Raw genomic sequence first — 20,521 nt, forward strand, 5'->3', positions numbered from 1 at the left:
ATGTGCCCTCGACTGGATTCGAACCAGCGACCTGCCCTTTAGGAGAGGGCTGCTCTATCCTGCTGAGCTACGGGGGCGAGGATTCCATTCTAGAGGAAGCCCCGCCCCCGCCTTCCGTTCACGCGGCGAGGGCCAGGTACGGCTCCCATCGCGGGTCGCTCCGCTCCGTGCCGCGGACCGTCCACGCCGTCCCGTGCGGAGGACGAGGCGCGAACCTCAGTTCCCAGCGCATCTCCTGCGGCGTGCGGTCGCTCTTGGTGTTGTTGCAGCGCAGGCAGCACGCGACGAGGTTCTCCCACGAATCAGCCCCTCCCCGCGAACGCGGCATCACGTGGTCGATGGTCGAGGCCGCCTTGCCGCAGTAGCCGCAGCGGTGGTTGTCACGGCGGAGGACGCCCCGCCGTGTGACCGGGACCCGTCTGCTGATCGGAATGCGCACATACCGCGAGAGGACGATGACGGCAGGACGGTCGTAGACGCCGTGACTGCCCCAGACGGGGTCGTCCTCGACACGTTCGATGACCGTCGCCTTGTCGTTCATGACCAGGACCAGGGCTCTCTTGAACGACACGATCGCGAGCGGTTCGTATCCTGCGTTCAGTACAAGTGTGCGCATCGTCATCCTCTCGATCCGCCGGGACGGCTTCCCGGCACTCTCGACTCACACGAAGCCGCACAGGACGGAAGCGTTCGCGGGGATGAAAAAAGGCGCTGTCTACAGACAGCGCCTCATGCGCACGGCAAGACCGTGGCGTCCCTGCGGACGATGCAGAAGGACGTGACGACCGAGGGCATCCATGGTTCGGATGTTCGGTATTCGCTCCATCAGCTTCTCCCGACTATGCGACAACGGGTTCAGGCTAACCCATCAGCAGCACAGGAGGGTCAAACTGCGGGTGAACGCACGAAGGCGTGTCCGCGAGGGAAAGATGAAGGTGCGAGCGATCAGCCCGCGTTGGCGCCGAGCCAGGCGATCGGCTCCATGAGGCCGCCGTTGACCCAGACCTCGAAGTGCAGGTGGTTGGCTGTCGAGCGTCCGGTGCTGCCGACGAAGCCGATGAGCTGTCCGGCGGCGACGGTCTGCCCCGCCTGGACCTGACGCGAACCGTAGATCATGTGACCATAGGTCGTCTGCACGCGCTGACCGCCCACGACGCTGTCGAGCATGACGGCGACGCCGTATCCGCCGATGCTCTCGGCAGAGGCACGGACGACGCCCGCAGCCGCAGCGTAGATCGGGGTGCCGGCCGGGGCGAGCATGTCGGCGCCCTGGTGAGCGCCGCCGACGGTGCGGCTGACGTTGTAGGAACCCTGGGGAAGCGGGTACCGGACCTCGCCGGAACCGGGCGACACCAGCGCGTAGCGACCGATGTCGAAGCTGGTGTTCGACGCAGAGGCGACGGAGGCTGCAGCAGCGGCCGCGCGGGCCTTCGCGGCCTCTTCGGCCTTCTTCTTCTCGATCTCGTCCGGAGTCGTGGCGCTGAAGGTACCGCGACTCAACGGAGCGGCGGTCGCGTCGGACGCGACGACCAGAGACTGGGCGTCGACAGCAGCGAGCTGCTGGACGGTCGCTGCGGTCTCTGCCGGCTTCGATGCGGCGTAGGCGGGAAGAGCGACAGCAGCGACGAGAGCACCGACGGCCCCGAAGATGGCGATCGAACGCAAGGGCTTAACGACCTTGCGAGCGTCGACGCGGCTGCGAGAGCTGCGGGCGACTGCTCGATCTTCAGTTGTCTTCTCGGGCGATTCGATGTCTTTGGCCAAAACTTAGTCCTCCTGCGCCTGCACGCTCGGGAAGCGCTGGCTCGTCGGCACTCTGCTCTCGTGGCACGTATGTAGCTCGGGTACGTTGTGCGGTCTGACCGGGAGGTCGACGAGCCTGGAAGGCGAATCCTCTCGGGTGTCGTCAGCGGGCTTCTTCGACGACTCGTCCGAGGTTACCGGAAGATAACGATCCTGTCACCCTGCGAACCTGGCAATCCTCGGAGAGGCGGAATCACGCGGATGTCGGGCCCTTCAGCCTCGAAGTTCAGGCGGGCTCGCCGACCAGGAAGATGTGCGAGGCGAGTTCGACGGGGAGCTCCAGACCGTCTTCCTTGCCCTCCATCTGGATGAGCACGTAGCCCTCGTTGAAGCGATAGTCGCCCTTCGCACCGGGAACCACGCCTGCGTCTCGCAGCTGCTCGAGCAGCTCCGGGTCGACCTGAGCGGGCTCGGCGAGACGGCGGACGGTGCCATCGATCGGAGCGCCGGCGGCGTTCAGCTTCTGCACGAGCCCGATGACGCCCTCGTCGAACGTGCGCGCAGGCGCGTCGCCGAGCTGGTCGAGGCCCGGGATCGGGTTGCCGTACGGGGACTCCGTGGGGTGGCCGAGCAGCTCGACGAGACGACGCTCGACCTGCTCGCTCATCACGTGCTCCCAGCGGCACGCCTCTTCGTGGACGAACGCCCAGTCGAGGCCGATCACGTCGGAGAGAAGGCGCTCGGCGAGGCGGTGCTTGCGCATGACGTTGACCGCCTTGCGGCGGCCGGCGTCGGTGAGTTCGAGGGTGCGGTCTTCGGAGACGACGACGAGGCCGTCGCGCTCCATGCGCCCGACCGTCTGCGAGACCGTCGGACCCGAGTGGCCGAGCCGCTCGGAGATACGCGCACGCAGCGGCACGATGTTCTCCTCCTCGAGTTCGAGGATGGTGCGGAGGTACATCTCCGTGGTGTCGATCAAGTCCGTCATGTGGCCCTCCGGGTCTTCTTAGGCAAGCCTACATTCCCGCGCGGACATCAGGGCGTCATGCGGTGAAGGCACCGGGGGCCCACGCCGTAGAATCAACGCATGGCGATCGAGATTCCCCGTGACCTCCTGCCCGCTGACGGCCGCTTCGGCTGCGGTCCCTCGAAGGTGCGCACCGAGCAGCTCGATGCGCTGCTCGCCGCAGGTCCGACGTTGCTCGGCACCTCGCACCGACAGGCACCCGTCAAGAACCTGGTGGGCAGCGTCCGCGAGCAGCTCGCAGCACTCTTCCGCCTTCCCGAGGGATACGAGATCATCGTCGGCAACGGCGGCTCGACGGCGTTCTGGGACGCCGCCGCCTTCGGCCTGATCGAGCGCCGCAGCCAGAATCTGGTGTTCGGGGAGTTCGGCGGCAAGTTCGCCGCCGCCGCTGCCGCACCGTGGCTCGAGGCGCCGGATGTGCGCAAGTCCGAGCCGGGCTCGCGCACCGCTGCAGAGGTCGTCGACGGCATCGACGTCTACGCCTGGCCGCACAACGAGACGTCGACCGGCGTCTCGGCACCGATCGAGCGCGTGGTCGCCGACGGCGCTCTGACCGTCATCGACGCGACCAGCGCGGCCGGTGGCATCGACTTCGACGCCTCTCAGGCGGACGTCTACTACTTCGCGCCGCAGAAGAACCTCGGCTCCGACGGGGGCCTGTGGTTCGCCGCGGTGTCGCCCGCCGCCGTCGACCGCATCGAGCGCATCGCCGCTTCGGGTCGGTACATCCCGGAGTTCCTCAGCTTGAAGAATGCCGTCGACAACTCGCGACTCAACCAGACGCTGAACACTCCCGCGCTGACGACGCTGCACCTGCTCGACAGCCAGCTCAGCTGGATCCTATCGAACGGCGGCCTCGCCTGGGCCGGCGCCCGCACGGCGGAGTCGTCCGGCATCCTCTACGACTGGGCGGCGGCGTCCACGGTGGCGACCCCGTTCGTCACGGACGCGGCGCACCGGTCACCGGTCGTCGTGACCATCGACTTCGACGACAGCATCGATGCGGCGGCGGTCGCCAAGACCCTGCGCTCCAACGGCATCGTCGACACCGAGCCGTACCGCAAGCTCGGTCGCAACCAGCTGCGCGTCGCGACCTTCGTCTCGATCGAACCGGACGACATCCGACAGCTCACCCGCTCTCTCGACTACGTCCTCGAGCAGCAGGGCGCCTGACACCCACCGACGAAGACGAAAAGGGGCCTCGTGCGAACGCGGCCCCTTTTCTCATTCGTCCCGTGGACGATCATTCCTCGTCGTCGGAGTCCTCGTCGTCGTCGGAGTCGTCGGAGTCGTCGGAGTCCTCGTCGTCGTCGGAGTCGTCGGAGTCGTCATCCTCGTCGTCGGAGTCGTCATCCTCGTCGGAGACGTCGTCCTCGTCGTCATCCGATTCGTCCTCGTCGTCGTCGTCCGCGTCGTCGTCGTCCGCGGCGGCGGAGTCGTCGAGCTCGTCGATGTCGACTCCGTCGAGGTCACCGGCGTGCAGCTCTCGCGGCTCCGCGGCCAGTTCGTCCTCATCGATGTCGTCATCGTCGTCGTCGTCGTCGTCGTCGTCGTCGTCGAGTTCATCGTCGTCATCGTCGTCGAGGTCATCGCCGTCGAGATCGTCATCGGAGTCGTCGTCCTCGACCGATGCGGCATCCTCGTCGTCCGCGGCGGCCGCGGCCGCCTGCTCCGCGAGCTCCACCTGGTGGGCGCGGTACTCGGCGAGGCGTTCGGCCCACGGCACCCATTCGGGTGCGAGCAGGGCGCCGTCGCCCGGCAGCAGCTCGAGTTCGAGCACCGTCGGCTCCTCGTCATCGACGCGAGCGACCGTGACGGTCCAGAACCAGCCGGGGTATCCGGGGAGCCGGTTCTCGAAGCGCAGCGAGACCGAGCCGTCCTCCTCGGGGAGATAGTCGGCTGCGGGTCCGACGGTCGACGCCGGAGTGATCTCGTGCAGGGCGGCGAGCGCGAGATCATGAGCGTCGATCAGACGCTGGTCCGCCTCAGGCTTCGAGGTCATCGGCTACCTTGCGCAGAACTGCCGCGATCTTGCGGCCTTGTGCAGACGAGGGGTAGCGGCCGCGACGCAGGTCGCCGCCCATTCCGTCGAGGAGCTTCACGAGATCCTCGACGATGATCGCCATGTCGTCCGCGGGCTTGCGCTTCGCCTTCGCGAGGCTCGGCGGCGCTTCGAGCACCCGGACGGACAGCGCCTGCAGGCCGCGCTTGCCGTCGGCGACACCGAACTCCACGCGTGCACCCGCCTTCACAGCGGCGCCGGCCGGCAGAGCGGAGGCGTGCAGGAAGACGTCCTGGCCGTCATCGGCGGCGATGAAGCCGAAACCCTTGTCTTCGTCGTAGAACCTGACCTTGCCGGTGGGCATGGAAGAAACCTCGCTGAGTCGGTGTGGAGCTGGATGGGACGCACGTGTGCGGCCACCCCCAGCCTACCGGTCGCCGGGCACGGAATCCGTAGGTCACGATGCGGAACCGTGCCACCCCGCAACGACTAGGCTGAGACGGATGAGCACCAAGAGTCCCGAACCTGAGGTTCCCGTTCGCCGCATCGATCGCATTCTGGCGTTCACGGCACTCGGACTCGCTGCGGCGTCCATCATCTGCTTCTTCGCGATCATCATCGGCACAGCGGTCGGCATGCAGCAGGAGGACTTCGGTTCAGGCGCATGGCCGTTCATCGCCGCGATCCCCTACTGGGGGCTCCCCGCCGCCTTCGTCATGATCATCGTGCTCCTCGCCATGAGCTTCATCCGCAAGGGGCGCGCGGCATCGCGGCCCTGAGGTATCCGGCATGAGCACGCACGCCCGACCGCTGGCCGAATGGCTGTCCGCGGCGAGTGACGAGCAGCTCAGCACCCTCTTCACGGCACGGCGCGTGCGCCCGGACGTCAACTGGCAGGACTTCTTCGACGCCGCCGAAGCGCTTCTCGATCCCGCGTCGCTCGCTCGAGTCCTCCCCACCCTGACGCGCGACGAGGCCGCAGCCCTTCTCGCGTTCGCAGCGAGTCCCGCGTCGGAACATTCCGCGCAGCGCGAGACCCTCGAAAGCCTCGCGCTGCTGCGCCCGGACGGGGCGCCCTTCCCGCCGGTGGTCACCGCCGTCGCAGATCGTGCGGAGCCGAGTGCGCCCAGCGACACCGTGCCGGAGCCCACGACCGACACCGAGACGGCCCACGCTGCCGAGCGCGCCTTCACCACCGTCTCGACCCTGGCCGATCTGCTCCTGCTCGCCCGCGAGAAGCCCTTCACCCTGCTGGCCGGCGGCAACGTCAGCGCCGGTGAGAAGCGACAGCTCGGCGAGTCGGGCGTCGTGGCCGAATCGATCGACGCGCTGATCGCCATCGCCGTCGACTCGCGCCTCGTCGCACCGGACGCCCGCAGACTGCGCACGACGCCACAGACCGAGGAATGGCTGCGATCGTCCGTGGCCGATCGGTGGAGCACCCTGGTCGAATGCTTCCGCGACGCTCTCCCCCGCGGTCTGCGCACCGCGGATGGCGGGTGGATCCCCCCGAGCGACTGGGCCGACGCTCACCCCTGGGACCCTGCCTGGGCAGAGCAGAGCACGGCTCTGCTGGAGCGCGCCCGCCTGCTCGGGCTCATCGCCGATGAGGGCCGTGAGCCCGCATGGGCGGCGGCGATCCGGCGCGGCGCGAGCGTCGATGCCACTCCCCTCACGGCACTCCTCCCGAGCGAGGTCGATCGCATCTTCCTCCAGAACGATCTGAGCGCGATCTCCCCCGGCCCGCTGGCCCCCGGTCTGGACGTGCGGCTGCGCACGATCGCCGCGCGCGAGTCCGCCGCTCAGGCCTCCACCTATCGGTTCACTCCCGAATCGATCGCCCACGCACTCGTCGCCGGCGAGACGGAGCAGTCGATCCTCGAGTTCCTCGAGTCGCTCTCGCTCACCGGCATCCCCCAGCCGCTCCGGTATCTCGTCACCCAGACCGCCCAACGGCACGGCCTGGTGCGGGTGTCGACAGACGCCGAGACCGGGCGAACGCGCATCGAGAGCAGCGACCAGCATCTGATCGAGGCCATGTCCGTCGACCAGGGGCTGCGGCCGCTCGCCCTCACGAAGCACGTCGCCTCGCTCACGACCCGCGTCGGGCGCGACACCGTGTACTGGGCGCTCACGGATGCCCGCTACCCGGCGACGCTCGTCGACGAAGACGGACACGCGGTGGCCGGCGAACGGAACCCGGTCTCCGAGGCGACGCCCGACCCGGCGCCGGACTACTCGGGCCTCATCGCCGCGCTGCGCTCGCACCAGGGTCCCGACGCCGACGCGGCCTGGCTCGACCGCGAGCTCGAGGCCGCCGTGCGCGCGAAGGCCGTGCTGCGGGTCAGCGTGGGCATGCCGGACGGATCGACCAGGGAGCTGATCCTCGAGGCGACCGGGCTGGGCGGAGGCCGGCTGCGCGGGCGCGACCGGGCAGCCGACGTCGAGCGCACGCTTCCGGTGTCGAGCATCCGCGCCGCCACCGTGATCGCACAGTAAACTGGACAGCTATGTCTGATGGCCCCCTGATCGTCCAGAGCGATCGCACCGTGCTGCTCGAAGTCGCCCACGCCGCTGCCGAGAGCGCCCGCCACGAGCTGGCGATCTTCGCGGAGCTCGAACGCGCGCCGGAGCACATCCACACCTACCGGATCACGCGGCTCGGCCTGTGGAACGCCCGCGCCGCCGGGCACACCGCCGAGGACATGCTCGACACGCTGGACCGCTGGTCCCGGTTCCCCGTGCCCCCGTCGGTGGCCGTCGACCTGCGCGAGACCGTGAACCGCTATGGGCGCCTCGTCATCGAACGCGACGACGAGGGCACCCTGATCCTGCGTTCGACCGACCCCGCCGTGCTCGCACAGGTGGCGAACAACAAGCGCATCCAGCCGCTGCTGATCGGCCACCCGGCTCCCGACACGTTCATCGTCGATGCCTGGGCGCGCGGTCAGATCAAGCAGGAGCTCCTGAAGATCGGCTGGCCTGCAGAAGACCTCGCCGGCTACACCCCCGGCACCCCGCACGAGATCGAACTGGCAGAGGACGGATGGGCGATCCGCCCCTACCAGCAGGATGCCGTCGACGCCTTCTCGAAGGACGGCTCGGGCGTCGTCGTCCTCCCCTGCGGCGCCGGCAAGACGATCGTCGGCGCCGGCGCGATGGCCGCGACGAAGACCACGACCCTCATCCTCGTCACCAACACGGTCTCGGCTCGGCAGTGGCGCGACGAACTGCTCAAGCGCACGAGCCTCACGCCCGAGGAGATCGGCGAGTACTCGGGGCAGGCCAAAGAGGTCAAGCCGGTGACGATCGCGACCTACCAGATCCTCACGGCCAAGAGGAAGGGCGAGTACGCCCACCTCGCCCTGCTGGATGCTCTCGACTGGGGCCTCATCGTCTACGACGAGGTCCACCTGCTCCCCGCACCGGTGTTCAAGCTGACCGCCGACCTCCAGGCGCGTCGCCGGATCGGCCTCACCGCCACGTTGGTCCGCGAGGACGGACGCGAGGGAGACGTGTTCAGCCTGATCGGGCCCAAGCGGTTCGACGCCCCGTGGAAGCAGATCGAGGCGCAGGGTTTCATCTCCCCCGCCGTCTGCTACGAAGTTCGGGTCGACCTCCCGCCGGACGACCGGCTCGAATACGCCGCCGCGACCGACGACGAGCGCTACCGCCTCGCCGCCTCCGCCCCGGCGAAGATCGACGCCGTGCGCGAGCTCATCGCGAAGCACAAGGACGAGCGGATCCTCGTGATCGGTCAGTACCTCGACCAGCTGGACTCCCTGTCGCAGTCGTTGAACGCGCCGCAGATCACCGGCGCGACGCCCATCGACGAGCGTGAGGAGCTCTACCGCGCGTTCCGCGAGGGCGAGATCTCGCTGCTCGTGGTGTCGAAGGTCGCGAACTTCTCGATCGACCTCCCCGAGGCGTCCGTCGCCATTCAGGTGTCGGGTTCGTTCGGTTCCCGCCAGGAGGAGGCTCAGCGCCTCGGCAGGCTCCTGCGCCCCAAGCAGTCGGGCCGCACGGCGAGCTTCTACACGCTCGTCGCACGCGACACGATCGACCAGGACTACGCCCAGAATCGCCAGCGGTTCCTCGCCGAGCAGGGGTACAGCTACACGATCATGGATGCCGACGCGATCGCGGCCTGACCGCCTTCACTCCCTCGGAACAGCGCCGCTACGCGGAGGGCGAAAGCGCCGCTCCGAAGGATAGTCAGCATCCGCATGGCCGAAGTCACCATAATGGGGACATGACTGATGCGCGCATCCTGGTCGTCGACGACGAACCCAACATCCGCGACCTGCTCTCGACGGGTCTCAGCTTCGCCGGGTTCCAGGTGAAGACCGTCGCCAACGGCGCCGCCACGATCTCGGCGGTGCTCGAGGAGGAGCCGGACCTCATCATCCTCGACGTGATGCTTCCGGACATGAACGGCTTCAGCGTGACCAAGCGTCTTCGCGGCGCCGGGTTCACTGCGCCGATCCTGTTCCTCACGGCGAAGGACGGCACGGACGACAAGATCGAGGGGCTCAACGCCGGCGGCGACGACTATGTCACCAAGCCGTTCAGCCTCGACGAGATCGTCGCCCGCGCTCAGGCCATCCTGCGCCGCACGATGCAGGCCGACGAGGAGTCGATCATCCGGGCCGGCGAGCTGTCGATGGATCAGGACACCCACGACGTGCAGGTGGGCAAGGAGTCGATCGAGCTGAGCCCGACCGAGTTCAAGCTGCTGCGCTATCTGATGCTGAACCCGAATCGCGTGCTGTCGAAGGCCCAGATCCTCGACCACGTGTGGGAGTACGACTTCAACGGCGATGCCGGCATCGTCGAGAGCTACATCTCGTACCTCCGCCGCAAGATCGACCCGCACACCGAGGAGTCGGTGATCCAGACGAAGCGCGGCTTCGGATACATGCTCAAGGTCGGCAAGTAGTCCGGCACACCGCCGCACGCTGACGCCGCACAGCATCCGTCTCCAGGGAGGTCCGCATGGCGCACAAGCCTGACGCGATCACCCGGTGGTGGCGGTCGATCAGCCTGCGCGCCAAGGTGACGGGCGTCACGGTCGCGGTGCTCGCGCTGGGTCTTCTCGCTGCGGGCATCGGCACCGTGCCGATCCTGCGCAACTCCCTCATCAGCAACATCGATGCGCAGCTTCCGGCCCTGGTGTCGGCGGATCTCGCGAGCCGCTACTTCGAGGTGACGGTCGAGGACGGCGAGACCGTCTACACCCCCACCGACTCGCCGCGAGACTTCTTCGTCGCGATCTACGACGCCGAGGGCGTGCTGCAGACGACCACCGGGAACTCCGCCAACGGACAGCCGCTCTTCCCCGCGACCTATTCGCCTCTCGACGTGCAGGCGAACGAGGACACGCCGTTCACGATGGAGGGGACCGAAGGGTCGAGCTTCCGCGCCGCTGTCGCGCGGGTGCCCGGAGAGGGCGACGGATCGCTGCGTATCCAGATCGTCGCGATGCCGCTCGAGTACGCGGATCGCATCATCAGCCAGTACTTCGGCATCTACATCACGGTCGCGTTCGTCACGATCTTCCTGGCCGCTCTGCTGACCCGCGGTCTGGTGACGCTGACATTCCGTCGGCTCGGGCAGGTCGAGTCGACCGCCATGTCGATCGCCGCCGGCGATTTCACCCAGCGTCTCACCGATCTCGAGCCCACGACCGAGGTCGGCCGCCTGAACAGCGCGATCAACACGATGCTCGACCGCGTCGACGCGTCGCTCGCGCAGCGAGATCGCACCGTGCAGCACATGCGGCGCTTCATCGGAGATGCCAGCCACGAGCTGCGCACTCCCCTGGTGAGCGTGCGTGGATACGCCGAGCTCTACCGCATGGGCGCGATCAAGGGCGAGGAAGACACCGCACGCGCGATGGAGCGGATCGAGAAGGAGGCGATCCGCATGGGCGTCCTGGTCGAGGACCTCCTCGCTCTTGCGCGCCTCGACGAGGAGCGGGAGCCCGAGATCGAAGCCCTCGATCTTCGACCGATCGCGCGGGACGCCGCTCTCGACCTGCGCGCTGCGGCTCCGGCGCGCACCGTGACCGTGGTCGATCGCACCGTCGAGGCTCCGCTGATCGATGTCACCACGCGCTCCACGCCCGTCGTTCCCTCCGCTCCGGAGACGCCAGCACCCCGTGGGCTCTCACGCGGGACGCTCGCGCGCCTGCGCCGTCGCCCCCGGAACTCGGGTGCAGCCGTGCCCGCGATCGACTTCACGGAAGCGGCGGACATCCCCGTGCGCACGCCGCCGATCGTGCTCGGCGAGGAGAACAAGGTCCGCCAGGTCGTCACGAACCTGCTGGGCAATGCGCGACGCTTCTCGGCGGAGGAGAGTCCGATCGAGATCGTGGTCGACGCAGATCGTGTGCGAGGCACGGGGAGCATCGCGATCGTCGATCACGGTGAGGGGATCCCGCCGCAGATCCGCGAGCAGATCTTCGAGCGCTTCTGGCGCGCCGACACCTCGCGCGCTCGCGAGACGGGAGGGTCTGGCCTGGGTCTCGCGATCGTCTCGTCCATCGTGAAGGCGCTGCACGGAAGCGTCGCGGTGTCGGAGACGCCCGGCGGCGGAGCGACGTTCACCGTCACCCTCCCCCTCGCACCTTCACGCGCGACACCTGCGCATCTTCTCGAGGACACCCAGCCGATCGAGCCGCTCGACATCTGACGGCTCCTGCTGCACGGAGAATCCTCCGCGCAGGTTCTCCACAGCGGCTGCGGGCGATCGCGCCGCATCGGCATCCGGCAGTCGCCCCTCCCCTACCGTCGGAGAACCGAACGAGAGGAGTTCCCATGTCCGTCATCACCGTCGACACCGAAGCAGTAGGTGCCGCCCAAGGAGCCGCACTGGCCACGATGGAGCGTCTGCAGACCGAGTCTGCGACGCTCATGTCCCAGCTGACGCAGCTGCAGGCATCGTGGGTCGGCACCGCCTCAGCCGCGTTCCAGTCATGCGCTGAAGAGTGGCGAGGAGCCCAGCTGCACGTCGAGCAGGTGCTCGAGTCCATCGGGCACTCGCTGGGCAGTGCGGCGACGCAGTACGCGGATGCCGATCAGTACTCAGCGAGCCTGTTCCGCTGACTCACGGGCTCGACCGCCCGCGAACGCAGAAACGCCCCGACCGAGGTCGGGGCGTTTCTGTTCAGCAGTGATGGATCAGAAGTCCATGCCACCAGACGGGTCACCCATCGGGGCCGGAGCCTTCTCGGGCTTGTCAGCCACGACGACCTCGGTGGTGAGGAAGAGAGCCGCGATCGATGCTGCGTTCTGCAGCGCCGAGCGGGTCACCTTCGCCGGGTCGATGATGCCCGCTGCGAACATGTCGACGTACTCACCGGTAGCCGCGTTGAGGCCCTGACCCGAGGGAAGCTCGGAGACCTTGTTCGCGACCACACCCGGCTCGAGGCCGGCGTTGAGGGCGATCTGCTTCAGCGGAGCCTCGATCGCGACGCGAACGATGTTCGCACCGGTCGCCTCGTCGCCCGAGAGCGAGAGAGCGTCGAGAGCCTTGGTGCCGGACTGGATCAGCGCGACGCCACCACCGGGGACGATGCCCTCCTCGACGGCTGCCTTCGCGTTGCGGACGGCGTCCTCGATGCGGTGCTTGCGCTCCTTGAGCTCGACCTCGGTTGCCGCGCCCGCCTTGATGACGGCGACGCCACCTGCAAGCTTGGCGAGGCGCTCCTGCAGCTTCTCGCGGTCGTAGTCGCTGTCGGTGTTCTCGATCTCGCGACGGATCTGCGTGACGCGACCCTCGATCTGGTCTGCCTCTCCGGCACCCTCGACGATCGTGGTCTCGTCCTTGGTGACGATGACCTTGCGAGCGCGACCCAGCAGGTCGAGCGTGGCGTTCTCGAGCTTCAGGCCGACCTCTTCGGTGATGACCTGACCACCGGTGAGGATCGCGATGTCCTGCAGCTGCGCCTTGCGGCGGTCGCCGAAGCCGGGTGCCTTGACGGCGACCGACTTGAAGATGCCCTTGAGCTTGTTGAGCACGAGAGTCGCGAGAGCCTCACCCTCGACGTCCTCGGCGATGATGACGAGCTCCTTGCCGTCCTGGATCACCTTGTCGACGATGGGCAGAAGGTCCTTGATGTTCGAGATCTTCTGGTTCGCGATGAGGATGTAGGCGTCTTCGAAGACAGCCTCCTGGCGCTCCGGGTCCGTCACGAAGTACGGGTTCAGGTAGCCCTTGTCGAAGCGCATGCCCTCGGTGAGCTCGAGCTCGGTGCCGAAGGTCTGCGACTCCTCGACGGTGACGACGCCCTCCTTGCCGACCTTGTCGATCGCCTCGGCGATGAGCTCGCCGATGGCAGGGTCAGCAGCCGAGATCGAAGCGGTCGCAGCGATCTGCTCCTTGGAGTCGATCTCCTTCGCGCTGGCGAGGAGCTCCTCGGTGATGGCCGCGACGGCCTTCTCGATGCCGCGCTTCAGCGAGATCGGGTCTGCGCCGGCTGCGACGTTGCGCAGACCCTCGCGGACCAGAGCCTGGGCGAGCACCGTGGCGGTGGTGGTTCCGTCACCGGCGACGTCGTCGGTCTTCTTGGCGACCTCCTTGACGAGCTCCGCACCGATCTTCTCGTACGGGTCGTCGAGCTCGATCTCCTTGGCGATGGAGACGCCGTCGTTCGTGATCGTGGGGGCGCCCCACTTCTTCTCCAGCACGACGTTGCGACCGCGCGGGCCGAGCGTCACCTTGACGGCGTCGGCGAGAATGTTGAGGCCGCGCTCGAGGCCGCGGCGGGCCTCCTCATCGAAAGCGATGATCTTTGCCATGAGTTTTGTCGTCCCTCCTGGACGTAGACGTTGGGTTTAGCACTCAGAGTGAGAGAGTGCTAACGCCATTCTGGCACTCGACCCCATCGAGTGCAAGCTGCGGGGAGGGACCGCGCGGCGCTCTACGGGGCAGGGGTGTCTGCGGGAGTCTCGGGAGCGGTGGTCGCGCGATCGAGTCCGATGACCACCGTGAGCTGCTTCGCGCCGGTGTCGTTCAGATCGGTGTAGAAATCGCTCTGCTCCACCTGCGCTCCGCCGATGAGGTTCGCGAGGCCGATGGCCGCGAGCTCGTCCTCGTCGGCGACGTAGTAGACCGTCGTCGTCGAGAAGTCCTGGCTCGCACTGTCGGTCGCGAACACGACGTCCGCCGCCCAGCCGTTGTTGATCAGGACGTCGCGCATCTGCTCGTCGAGCCCCTCGTCCGGCGATGCGTTGAGGATCATCACCGAGTAGGTGACGTCGACGACTCCGGTCTCGACGGGTGCAGGACTGGCCGTGGGGACGGCCTCCGGGAAGAGGCTGATGCGCCCCATCACCACCAGCGAGCCGAAGATGCCGCCGATGATGAGAACCAGAGCGGCCACGAAAGACCAGAGGAGCACGACCCAGCCGTTCATCCCCGGGGCTTCGGCGCGATGCGCTCCGACGCGTCCGGATGATCGGGGGACGTCGTCGAATCGATCTCGGCTGGGCTTTGACACCCCTCGATGCTAACGGCACCGACCTCTGTATCCGCATCGAGCGCCGTCGGCGCGTGGCGGATGCGCGAGTCAGCCGACGAAACCGGGAGTGCGAGCGGCTCTCTGGAATGATCTCGAGTCGCGGATGCGCCGCAGCCGACGCACCAGCATCGGGTCGTACTCGAGGGCGGCCTCCGACTCGATCAGACGCCCGAGGAGCTGGTAGTAGCGCGCGGCGCTCATACCCAGCTGGGCGCGGATGGTCTCCTCCTTCGCGCCGCCGTGCCGCGGCCACGCGGTCTCCAGCGCGAGGATCGCACGATCGCGCTCGCTCAGCTCTCCCAGCATGAGATCAGATTAGGTCGCCGCCCCGCCGATTCCGGCACGCCACTCCCACCATCGCCCGAGTGGGTCGGCGGCTGCGCGCACCTGCCCGTCGAGCGCCACGACGAAACCGGGCCACTCCGCGGCGACGACGGGCGGATCCCAGGCGTCGAGGAGCGCGGGAGGGTCGATGGTCAGCCAGCGCGCGCCGAGCCCCCGGATGCGGTCGACGAGGGCTTCACGGGCCTCACGGGGAATGTGCACCAGCACGCCGGGAGTCGTGACGACGAGGGCGGCGTCGCGGGGCGCCTCGGCGGCAAGCTCGTCGATCTGCTCGAGTGCGTCGCCTGCGACGAGGTGGGGAGGGGCGGATGCCGCGATGTCGAGCGCCGCCGACACCCGTTGCTCGCGCCCCTCCTCCCCCGGCCACACCAGACCCAGCAGCCAGCGCCGGTCACGCTCGTCTCGCGCGTCGAGCGGCGCGAGGTCGATGCCGGCTCGCCACACCACATCGGGCATCCGCATCGGCGGAAGGGCTCCGTCGACACGGCTTTCGAGGATCACGGTGGAGGGGCCGTCCGCGGGGTCGAGCGACGCGCGCAGCCGCCCGTCCGCGCCCACGAAGCGATACGAGTACCTGTCCGGATAGAGGCACAGTCCTGCGGAGGCTCCGACCTCGAGCAGCGCGATCGGGCCGTCGATCTCCGACAGCGCGGGCAGAAGCGGCGCGAGACGCAGAGGTTCGTTCGTCTGCAGACGCCGGTCGGTGCACTCGGCCACGATCTCATCGGCGCGCGCGATCACGAACGACCGCCAGGCGCCGTAGCCGACGAGGCCGGCGCCCAGCATCCTTGTCACCGCGAACACGAGCGGGGGCTGCCGTCTGTTCTCCGGAATCCGCGCGAGCACGCCCTGGACCTCGGAGTCGGCGGCGACACCGTCGGCCCACTCGACATACAGGTCGCTGCGCCCCGGCGCCTCCTGCTCGGCGAAACGCGCGTAGCGCTGCTGCACGGCATCCGTCATGGATCCATTGTCTCGTGGCGCCGAGCGCCTCGGAACGCGAGAGAATGGATCAGACCCCCAGGAGGACCGATGTCGTACAGCGTGGACAAGACCGAAGAAGAGTGGCGCGAGGAGCTCGGCGAGGAGCAGTACGCCGTGCTGCGCGAAGCCGCCACCGAGCGCGCCTGGACGGGCGAGCTTCTCGACGAGGGCCGAGCGGGCCTCTACACCTGCGGCGCCTGCGGTGCCGAGCTGTTCAAGAGCGGCACGAAGTTCGACTCCGGATGCGGCTGGCCGAGCTTCTACGAGTCGATCCGCCCCGACGCGGTGCAGCTCATCGAGGACACGACGCTCGGCATGGTGCGCACCGAGGTGCGCTGCGCGAGCTGCGGCTCTCACCTCGGTCACGTCTTCCCCGACGGATTCGGCACGCCCACCGGCGACCGCTACTGCATGAACTCCATCGCCCTGAACTTCACACCCGAAGAGTCGTGAACGCCCTCGAGGCGGTCCGCGCACGGCAGTCCTGGTCGAAGGTCACCGACGACGCGCCGTCGCGCGATGAGCTGCTGACGCTCGTCGCCGCAGCGGGTCGTGTGGCCGATCATTCGTCGCTGCGCCCGTGGCGTCTCATCGAGCTCCGCGGGTCCGACCGCGAGGTGCTCGGCGCGGCGATCGCGAAGGCGGAGGGTGACAAGTCCCCGTCGACCAAGCCTCTTCGCGCTCCGCTGCTGATCGCCGTGGTCGCCAGCTATCGCAAGAGCGACAAGGTTCCCCGGTGGGAGCAGGAGGCGGTCGCGTCAGGCGTCGCCCACATGCTCAGCCTGCTGCTCGACGAGGCCGGCTGGGGCGTGCTGTGGCGCACCGGACGGTACACGCGCTCGAAGGCCATCGCGAAGGCTCACGGCATCGGCAAGAACGAAGAGCTGCTCGGCTGGCTGTATGTCGGCGGCAAGCCGCAGGGCAAGAAGCCGGGCCGCCGCAAGCCGGTCGACGCCCGGGCACTCGTGACGCGGATGCCGCAGCCGAAGAAGAAGTAGGGCGCTCAGCTGCGTCGACGCCGCGGGAGTGCGACGACCACGGATGCCACGGCGACGATCACCATGCCGACGATCTGCCAGAGCGCCGGCCCCGCGGCCGCGGGCCAGATGAGGTCGATGATCACCGACGTGGCGAGCTGACCGAGCACCGAGCCGAGGCCCATCAGCAGCACGCCGGTATGCGCGACGATGAAGGCGCCGAGCAGGATGTACGCCGCGCCGAGGAATCCTCCCAGGTACAGCCACGGCTCGGTCGGCAGCGCATCGGGCACTCCTCGCACGGCGATGCTGATGCCCGCGGCGGCCAGCAGCGCGACGGTGCCGGCGATGAAGCTCATGAAGGTGGCCGCGAGGGGCGACCTCACGCGCTGAGCCAGCCTGCCGTTGGTCGCCGCCTGCCAGGCGATGCCGACACCCGCGGCGAACGGCAGCAGCAGCATCCAGAGCGGGGCGGTGGCCAGCACGTCCCCGCTCAGGGAGATGCCCACTGCGGCGAGCGCGAACGCGCCGCCCAGCACGCGTCCCGGCGTGATCGCGACGACTCCCGCCGGGCCGAACCCGATCCTGTCGAGGACGAGGCCGTGCAGCGTCTGTCCCGCCACCACGCCGACCGTGAACAGCGAGACGCCGAGCACGCCGGCGGTGATCCCCTGGGTCGATACGGTGAGTGCGCCGCAGGCGCCGCCGAGCAGCATCCAGAACGGGATGGTCCGATCGCGGATGCCGCCGCGCAGTCGTCCGACGCCTCGACGAGCCGAGGGAAGGCAGACGATCACGATCGCCAGGGCTGCGAGTCCCACGGAGAACGAGATGAGACCGGCCGCGATGCCGTTGTCGATCTCGACGCCCAGCACCCCGTTGATCCGCGCCTGAACACCCGTCATGACGCCGATCGCGACTGCTCCGCCGAGCGCGAGGGGCGGGGAGAGACGACGAACCTGGGTCACCTGTCGACCCTAGCCGAGCGAGGATCCTCCTCCCGCAGCGTGCACGATGTCCGTGGCCGGGCGTACCCTGACGGCATGTGCGCGAGCTACGGACTTGACCCCCGGTTCACCGACACCGAACTCCTCGCAGCGGCCGACGAGGCCGTGCTCGACGGGCTCCGGGAGTGGGCTGAGCAGAATGCCCGCGAGACCGTTCGCCCCACCGGCAAGAACCTCCGCAATCTCAATCCGATCGTGGTCCAGCCCGACACCGCTCCGACGCTCGAGCCGGCGTGGTGGGGATTCCTCATCAACGGGGAGCCGTCGAAGTTCCCGTCGATCAACACCCGCTCCGAGCGGCTGCAGGAGCGCCCCGGCGGATTGAAGAGTCGCGCGCTCGTCCCTGCGACCAGCTGGTACGAGATGAAGAAGCCCGAGCGCGTGTGGCACGAGTTCCTCGTCGACGAGGGGGCCCTCTTCGGGATGGCCGCGGTCACCCAGAGAGGTCGCACCGCCGACGGCGAGTCCTTCACCTGCTACTCGATCGTGATGCGCCCGGCTCCTCCGCACCTCGCGGACGTGCACGACCGGATGCCGCTGCTGATCCCCGCGTCCCTGAGTGAGGAGTGGCTCACCGCCGAGCCCACGAAGGACATCATCGACGAGGCGCTGCTCGCCGCTGCGACGCTCGACGAGCGCGTGCACGCCGCGCCGCGCGCGAGCGACAAGGGCGCGGATCGGCTGTTCTGAGCTCATGGATTCGACGGATCTCGTCGCCACCGCGGCGGAGCGTGCAGAGGAGCTGCCGGGCGCGGCGCGGGAGAACCCGTTCGGTCCCGAGTGGGACGTGTACAAGGTGCGCGGACGCGTGTTCCTGCTGATCCCTCTCGACCAGACCGGGAGGGTCACGCTCAAGTCACATCCCGACGACTCGGTCGCATTGCGCGAGACCTTCGCCGACATCGTCCCGGGGTACCACATGAACAAGAAGCACTGGATCACCCTGATGCCGGGGCCGTCACTCGACGAGGAACTCGTGTCCGAGCTGGTCACGGAGTCGTACCGTCTGGTGGTCGAGAAGCTCCCACGCGCCCAGCGGCCCGTGGATCCCGACCTGTTCGGGCGCCCCTCGTCCTGACGATTCCGCACCGGCCATCCACCGTGAGGATGACCCGCTGCCTCCGGGGAACGGTACCCAGGGAGGACGCGCGGGCTGCGGCGCCGTCGATAGCGTCGTAGACATGATCACAGCAGAAGGCCTCACGAAGAGATTCGGAGACAAGACAGCCGTCCAGGACGTGTCGTTCACGGTCAAGCCGGGCACGGTCACCGGGTTCCTCGGTCCGAACGGCGCAGGAAAATCCACCACGATGCGCATGATCGTCGGCCTCGACCGGCCGACGTCCGGCATCGCGACCGTCGCCGGCCGGGAGTACCGGAAGCTTCGCGCCCCGCTCACCGAGGTGGGGGTGCTTCTCGACGCGAAGGCGGTGCACACCGGCCGCACCGCTCGCAATCATCTGCGTGCGATGGCGGCGACCCACGGCATCCCCGCGTCGCGCGTCGACGAGGTCATCGACCTGGCGGGCATCGCACCCGTCGCCCGCAAGCGCGCCGGGAAGTTCTCGCTCGGCATGGGGCAGCGGCTCGGAATCGCCTCGGCCCTGCTCGGGGATCCGCACACGCTGATCCTCGATGAGCCTGTCAACGGCCTCGACCCCGAGGGGGTGCGATGGGTGCGCCAGTTCGTGCGCCACGCGGCGTCCGAGGGACGCACGGTCCTGCTGTCCAGCCACCTGATGAGCGAGATGGCGCAGACCGCCGATCACGTGATCGTGATGGGCCGAGGCAGAGTGCTCGCCGACGCTCCGCTCGAAGAGCTCGTCCGCGCCTGGACGACGAACACCGTGCGCGTCCGCACGCCCCGCGCTGCGGATCTGGCCACAGCGGTCGGCGGCCCGTCGGTCGAGATCGTGAGCTCGGCTCCCGATCTTCTCGACATCGTCGGCCTGCCGGCCTCCCGCATCGGCGACCTCGCCGCTCGACACGGCATCCCCCTGCACGAGCTCACCCCGACCACCGGGTCGCTCGAAGACGCCTATCTGGCGCTCACCGGCGACTCGGTCGAGTACCGCACGAAGGAGATCTCATGACCGTCCAGGCTCCTGCCCGCACGCGCCAGCACGTCGACACCGGACACCGCCTCACGTTCGTCCGCGCGATCCGCGGCGAGTGGATCAAGCTCTCCACGCTTCGCTCCACCTGGTGGTCCATCGGCATCGCCGCAGTGCTCACCGTCGGCATCGCGGTGCTCATCGCTCAGGCGATCGACCTGCCGGGCTTCGACCCCATTCAGGCCGTGGTCATGCCGATCCAGTTCACGATGCTGCTCGCGGGCATCCTCGGTGCGATCTCCGTGACGGGTGAGTACTCGACCGGAATGATCCGCTCGACGCTGGCAGCCAACCCGAAGCGCGGCTCCGTGCTCGCCGCCAAGGCCGTCGTGATCGCGGTCTTCCTGTTCGTGTCGTCTCTGGTGATCTTCTCAGCCGCAGCTGTCGCCGTCTCCGCGGTCGTCGCGTCGCGCGATCAGAGCATCGACTGGTCCGATCCGGCGGCATCGCTCCTTCCGATCGTCGTGTCGTCGCTTGCCATGTCCGTCTTCGCTCTCATCGGCGTCGCATTCGGCTTCATCCTGCGCTCGGGCGCCGGAGCCATCGCCGCGACCGTCGGCCTGCTGTTCGTCCTGCCGATCGTCGCGAGCTTCTTCACGATCGCCGGCGACGCGTGGACGTGGCTCCTCGAGACCGCGAACTACCTGCCGGTCGCCGCCGCTCAGAGTGCGATCCTTCCCGAGGGAGCCGCCCTCGAGGGCCCGGTCGCGTATCTCACGCTGGCCGGCTGGGTGGCTGCGGGCATGCTCGCCGCGTGGGGCGTGCTCCGCACCCGCGACGCGTGACCGAGAGCCGACCG

Annotated in this window: 23 protein-coding genes and 1 tRNA gene; 13 read left to right on the forward strand and 11 right to left on the reverse strand. The window is 68.3% G+C overall.

What is annotated here, in order from left to right:
- Positions 1-3 precede the first annotated feature (3 nt).
- The 4 genes from SOM10_RS11395 to SOM10_RS11410 all read right to left on the reverse strand — a co-directional run bounded on the left by SOM10_RS11395 (position 4) and on the right by SOM10_RS11410 (position 2,731).
- A tRNA-Arg gene (locus tag SOM10_RS11395) sits at positions 4-77 on the reverse strand.
- Between the two features lie 41 nt (positions 78-118).
- On the reverse strand, positions 119-616 hold the full coding sequence (locus SOM10_RS11400; protein ID WP_053099198.1) for an HNH endonuclease: 498 nt from the start codon (positions 614-616) through the stop codon (positions 119-121).
- A 329-nt stretch (positions 617-945) separates the two neighbouring features.
- The gene (locus SOM10_RS11405; RefSeq protein ID WP_053099199.1) at positions 946-1,665 is read right to left on the reverse strand and encodes a M23 family metallopeptidase; all 720 of its coding nucleotides are present in this window, start codon (positions 1,663-1,665) and stop codon (positions 946-948) included.
- A 364-nt stretch (positions 1,666-2,029) separates the two neighbouring features.
- Positions 2,030-2,731 carry a metal-dependent transcriptional regulator gene (locus SOM10_RS11410; RefSeq protein WP_053097237.1) on the reverse strand — a complete coding sequence of 234 codons (702 nt, stop codon included), beginning with the start codon at positions 2,729-2,731 and terminating at the stop codon, positions 2,030-2,032.
- 99 nt (positions 2,732-2,830) lie between these two features.
- Between SOM10_RS11410 and serC the strand changes: the two genes are divergently transcribed.
- Positions 2,831-3,943, forward strand: a complete 1,113-nt coding sequence (gene serC / locus SOM10_RS11415; protein ID WP_320490036.1) for a phosphoserine transaminase — start codon at positions 2,831-2,833, stop codon at positions 3,941-3,943.
- Positions 3,944-4,013: 70 nt separating this feature from the next.
- On the opposite strand, the gene SOM10_RS11420 is transcribed toward serC, so the two are convergent.
- Both SOM10_RS11420 and SOM10_RS11425 read right to left on the reverse strand, forming a co-directional pair.
- On the reverse strand, positions 4,014-4,772 hold the full coding sequence (locus SOM10_RS11420) for a DUF3027 domain-containing protein (protein WP_320490038.1): 759 nt from the start codon (positions 4,770-4,772) through the stop codon (positions 4,014-4,016).
- On the reverse strand, positions 4,756-5,136 hold the full coding sequence (locus SOM10_RS11425) for a cold-shock protein (RefSeq protein WP_053097241.1): 381 nt from the start codon (positions 5,134-5,136) through the stop codon (positions 4,756-4,758). Before SOM10_RS11425 ends, SOM10_RS11420 begins: the two co-directional genes overlap by 17 nt.
- A gap of 139 nt (positions 5,137-5,275) precedes the next feature.
- On the opposite strand from SOM10_RS11425, the gene SOM10_RS11430 reads away from it, so the two are divergent.
- The 6 genes from SOM10_RS11430 to SOM10_RS11455 all read left to right on the forward strand — a co-directional run bounded on the left by SOM10_RS11430 (position 5,276) and on the right by SOM10_RS11455 (position 11,878).
- Positions 5,276-5,551, forward strand: a complete 276-nt coding sequence (locus SOM10_RS11430; RefSeq protein ID WP_053097244.1) for a hypothetical protein — start codon at positions 5,276-5,278, stop codon at positions 5,549-5,551.
- A 10-nt stretch (positions 5,552-5,561) separates the two neighbouring features.
- Complete coding sequence (locus SOM10_RS11435) at positions 5,562-7,271, forward strand: helicase-associated domain-containing protein (protein WP_320490040.1); 1,710 nt, start codon at positions 5,562-5,564, stop codon at positions 7,269-7,271.
- An 11-nt stretch (positions 7,272-7,282) separates the two neighbouring features.
- A complete protein-coding gene (locus SOM10_RS11440; RefSeq protein WP_320490042.1) occupies positions 7,283-8,923 on the forward strand; it encodes a DNA repair helicase XPB in 1,641 nt (546 codons plus the stop codon).
- 101 nt (positions 8,924-9,024) lie between these two features.
- Positions 9,025-9,711 carry a response regulator transcription factor gene (locus SOM10_RS11445; RefSeq protein WP_053097249.1) on the forward strand — a complete coding sequence of 229 codons (687 nt, stop codon included), beginning with the start codon at positions 9,025-9,027 and terminating at the stop codon, positions 9,709-9,711.
- Positions 9,712-9,767: 56 nt separating this feature from the next.
- The gene (locus SOM10_RS11450) at positions 9,768-11,465 is read left to right on the forward strand and encodes a sensor histidine kinase (RefSeq protein WP_072591604.1); all 1,698 of its coding nucleotides are present in this window, start codon (positions 9,768-9,770) and stop codon (positions 11,463-11,465) included.
- A gap of 125 nt (positions 11,466-11,590) precedes the next feature.
- Entirely contained in the window at positions 11,591-11,878 is a 288-nt protein-coding gene (locus tag SOM10_RS11455) for a WXG100 family type VII secretion target (protein ID WP_056279906.1), read from the forward strand.
- A 75-nt stretch (positions 11,879-11,953) separates the two neighbouring features.
- Here SOM10_RS11455 and groL read toward each other — a convergent pair whose 3' ends face one another.
- The 4 genes from groL to SOM10_RS11475 form a co-directional block, all read right to left on the reverse strand.
- Positions 11,954-13,573 (reverse strand): chaperonin GroEL, encoded by a 1,620-nt coding sequence (groL, locus tag SOM10_RS11460; protein ID WP_053097253.1) that lies wholly within the window; start codon positions 13,571-13,573, stop codon positions 11,954-11,956.
- 122 nt (positions 13,574-13,695) lie between these two features.
- Entirely contained in the window at positions 13,696-14,274 is a 579-nt protein-coding gene (locus SOM10_RS11465; protein ID WP_230100374.1) for a LytR C-terminal domain-containing protein, read from the reverse strand.
- Between the two features lie 69 nt (positions 14,275-14,343).
- Complete coding sequence (locus SOM10_RS11470) at positions 14,344-14,601, reverse strand: DUF3263 domain-containing protein (protein ID WP_053097256.1); 258 nt, start codon at positions 14,599-14,601, stop codon at positions 14,344-14,346.
- 9 nt (positions 14,602-14,610) lie between these two features.
- Complete coding sequence (locus tag SOM10_RS11475) at positions 14,611-15,603, reverse strand: DUF2332 domain-containing protein (protein WP_295101727.1); 993 nt, start codon at positions 15,601-15,603, stop codon at positions 14,611-14,613.
- 69 nt (positions 15,604-15,672) lie between these two features.
- Between SOM10_RS11475 and msrB the strand changes: the two genes are divergently transcribed.
- On the forward strand, positions 15,673-16,077 hold the full coding sequence (gene msrB / locus SOM10_RS11480) for a peptide-methionine (R)-S-oxide reductase MsrB (RefSeq protein ID WP_285364169.1): 405 nt from the start codon (positions 15,673-15,675) through the stop codon (positions 16,075-16,077).
- Positions 16,074-16,622 (forward strand): nitroreductase family protein, encoded by a 549-nt coding sequence (locus SOM10_RS11485; protein WP_053097263.1) that lies wholly within the window; start codon positions 16,074-16,076, stop codon positions 16,620-16,622. Before msrB ends, SOM10_RS11485 begins: the two co-directional genes overlap by 4 nt.
- A 5-nt stretch (positions 16,623-16,627) precedes the next feature.
- On the opposite strand, the gene SOM10_RS11490 is transcribed toward SOM10_RS11485, so the two are convergent.
- Entirely contained in the window at positions 16,628-17,569 is a 942-nt protein-coding gene (locus SOM10_RS11490) for a DMT family transporter (RefSeq protein ID WP_320490052.1), read from the reverse strand.
- Between the two features lie 75 nt (positions 17,570-17,644).
- On the opposite strand from SOM10_RS11490, the gene SOM10_RS11495 reads away from it, so the two are divergent.
- The 4 genes from SOM10_RS11495 to SOM10_RS11510 all read left to right on the forward strand — a co-directional run bounded on the left by SOM10_RS11495 (position 17,645) and on the right by SOM10_RS11510 (position 20,507).
- Positions 17,645-18,298 carry an SOS response-associated peptidase family protein gene (locus SOM10_RS11495; RefSeq protein ID WP_056279898.1) on the forward strand — a complete coding sequence of 218 codons (654 nt, stop codon included), beginning with the start codon at positions 17,645-17,647 and terminating at the stop codon, positions 18,296-18,298.
- Between the two features lie 4 nt (positions 18,299-18,302).
- Positions 18,303-18,686, forward strand: a complete 384-nt coding sequence (locus SOM10_RS11500; protein WP_285364164.1) for an MmcQ/YjbR family DNA-binding protein — start codon at positions 18,303-18,305, stop codon at positions 18,684-18,686.
- Positions 18,687-18,789: 103 nt separating this feature from the next.
- On the forward strand, positions 18,790-19,701 hold the full coding sequence (locus tag SOM10_RS11505) for an ABC transporter ATP-binding protein (protein WP_053097271.1): 912 nt from the start codon (positions 18,790-18,792) through the stop codon (positions 19,699-19,701).
- On the forward strand, positions 19,698-20,507 hold the full coding sequence (locus tag SOM10_RS11510; protein ID WP_053097273.1) for an ABC transporter permease: 810 nt from the start codon (positions 19,698-19,700) through the stop codon (positions 20,505-20,507). The genes SOM10_RS11505 and SOM10_RS11510 overlap by 4 nt, the downstream gene beginning before the upstream one ends.
- Positions 20,508-20,521 lie beyond the last annotated feature (14 nt).

The organism is Microbacterium sp. CFBP9023, assembly GCF_034045055.1.
In the GTDB taxonomy this organism is placed as follows: Bacteria; Actinomycetota; Actinomycetes; order Actinomycetales; family Microbacteriaceae; genus Microbacterium.

Excerpts from the sequence above, each read along its gene's own strand:
- groL (WP_053097253.1), bottom strand. The coding sequence starts at position 13,573 with ATGGCAAAGATCATCGCTTTCGATGAGGAGGCCCGCCGCGGCCTCGAG.
- SOM10_RS11495 (WP_056279898.1), top strand. The coding sequence starts at position 17,645 with ATGTGCGCGAGCTACGGACTTGACCCCCGGTTCACCGACACCGAACTC.
- serC (WP_320490036.1), top strand. The coding sequence starts at position 2,831 with ATGGCGATCGAGATTCCCCGTGACCTCCTGCCCGCTGACGGCCGCTTC.
- SOM10_RS11410 (WP_053097237.1), bottom strand. The coding sequence starts at position 2,731 with ATGACGGACTTGATCGACACCACGGAGATGTACCTCCGCACCATCCTC.
- SOM10_RS11500 (WP_285364164.1), top strand. The coding sequence starts at position 18,303 with ATGGATTCGACGGATCTCGTCGCCACCGCGGCGGAGCGTGCAGAGGAG.
- SOM10_RS11445 (WP_053097249.1), top strand. The coding sequence starts at position 9,025 with ATGACTGATGCGCGCATCCTGGTCGTCGACGACGAACCCAACATCCGC.
- SOM10_RS11435 (WP_320490040.1), top strand. The coding sequence starts at position 5,562 with ATGAGCACGCACGCCCGACCGCTGGCCGAATGGCTGTCCGCGGCGAGT.
- SOM10_RS11505 (WP_053097271.1), top strand. The coding sequence starts at position 18,790 with ATGATCACAGCAGAAGGCCTCACGAAGAGATTCGGAGACAAGACAGCC.
- SOM10_RS11425 (WP_053097241.1), bottom strand. The coding sequence starts at position 5,136 with ATGCCCACCGGCAAGGTCAGGTTCTACGACGAAGACAAGGGTTTCGGC.
- SOM10_RS11510 (WP_053097273.1), top strand. The coding sequence starts at position 19,698 with ATGACCGTCCAGGCTCCTGCCCGCACGCGCCAGCACGTCGACACCGGA.
- SOM10_RS11420 (WP_320490038.1), bottom strand. The coding sequence starts at position 4,772 with ATGACCTCGAAGCCTGAGGCGGACCAGCGTCTGATCGACGCTCATGAT.
- SOM10_RS11450 (WP_072591604.1), top strand. The coding sequence starts at position 9,768 with ATGGCGCACAAGCCTGACGCGATCACCCGGTGGTGGCGGTCGATCAGC.
- SOM10_RS11440 (WP_320490042.1), top strand. The coding sequence starts at position 7,283 with ATGTCTGATGGCCCCCTGATCGTCCAGAGCGATCGCACCGTGCTGCTC.
- SOM10_RS11430 (WP_053097244.1), top strand. The coding sequence starts at position 5,276 with ATGAGCACCAAGAGTCCCGAACCTGAGGTTCCCGTTCGCCGCATCGAT.
- SOM10_RS11475 (WP_295101727.1), bottom strand. The coding sequence starts at position 15,603 with ATGACGGATGCCGTGCAGCAGCGCTACGCGCGTTTCGCCGAGCAGGAG.
- SOM10_RS11400 (WP_053099198.1), bottom strand. The coding sequence starts at position 616 with ATGCGCACACTTGTACTGAACGCAGGATACGAACCGCTCGCGATCGTG.
- SOM10_RS11470 (WP_053097256.1), bottom strand. The coding sequence starts at position 14,601 with ATGCTGGGAGAGCTGAGCGAGCGCGATCGTGCGATCCTCGCGCTGGAG.
- msrB (WP_285364169.1), top strand. The coding sequence starts at position 15,673 with ATGTCGTACAGCGTGGACAAGACCGAAGAAGAGTGGCGCGAGGAGCTC.
- SOM10_RS11455 (WP_056279906.1), top strand. The coding sequence starts at position 11,591 with ATGTCCGTCATCACCGTCGACACCGAAGCAGTAGGTGCCGCCCAAGGA.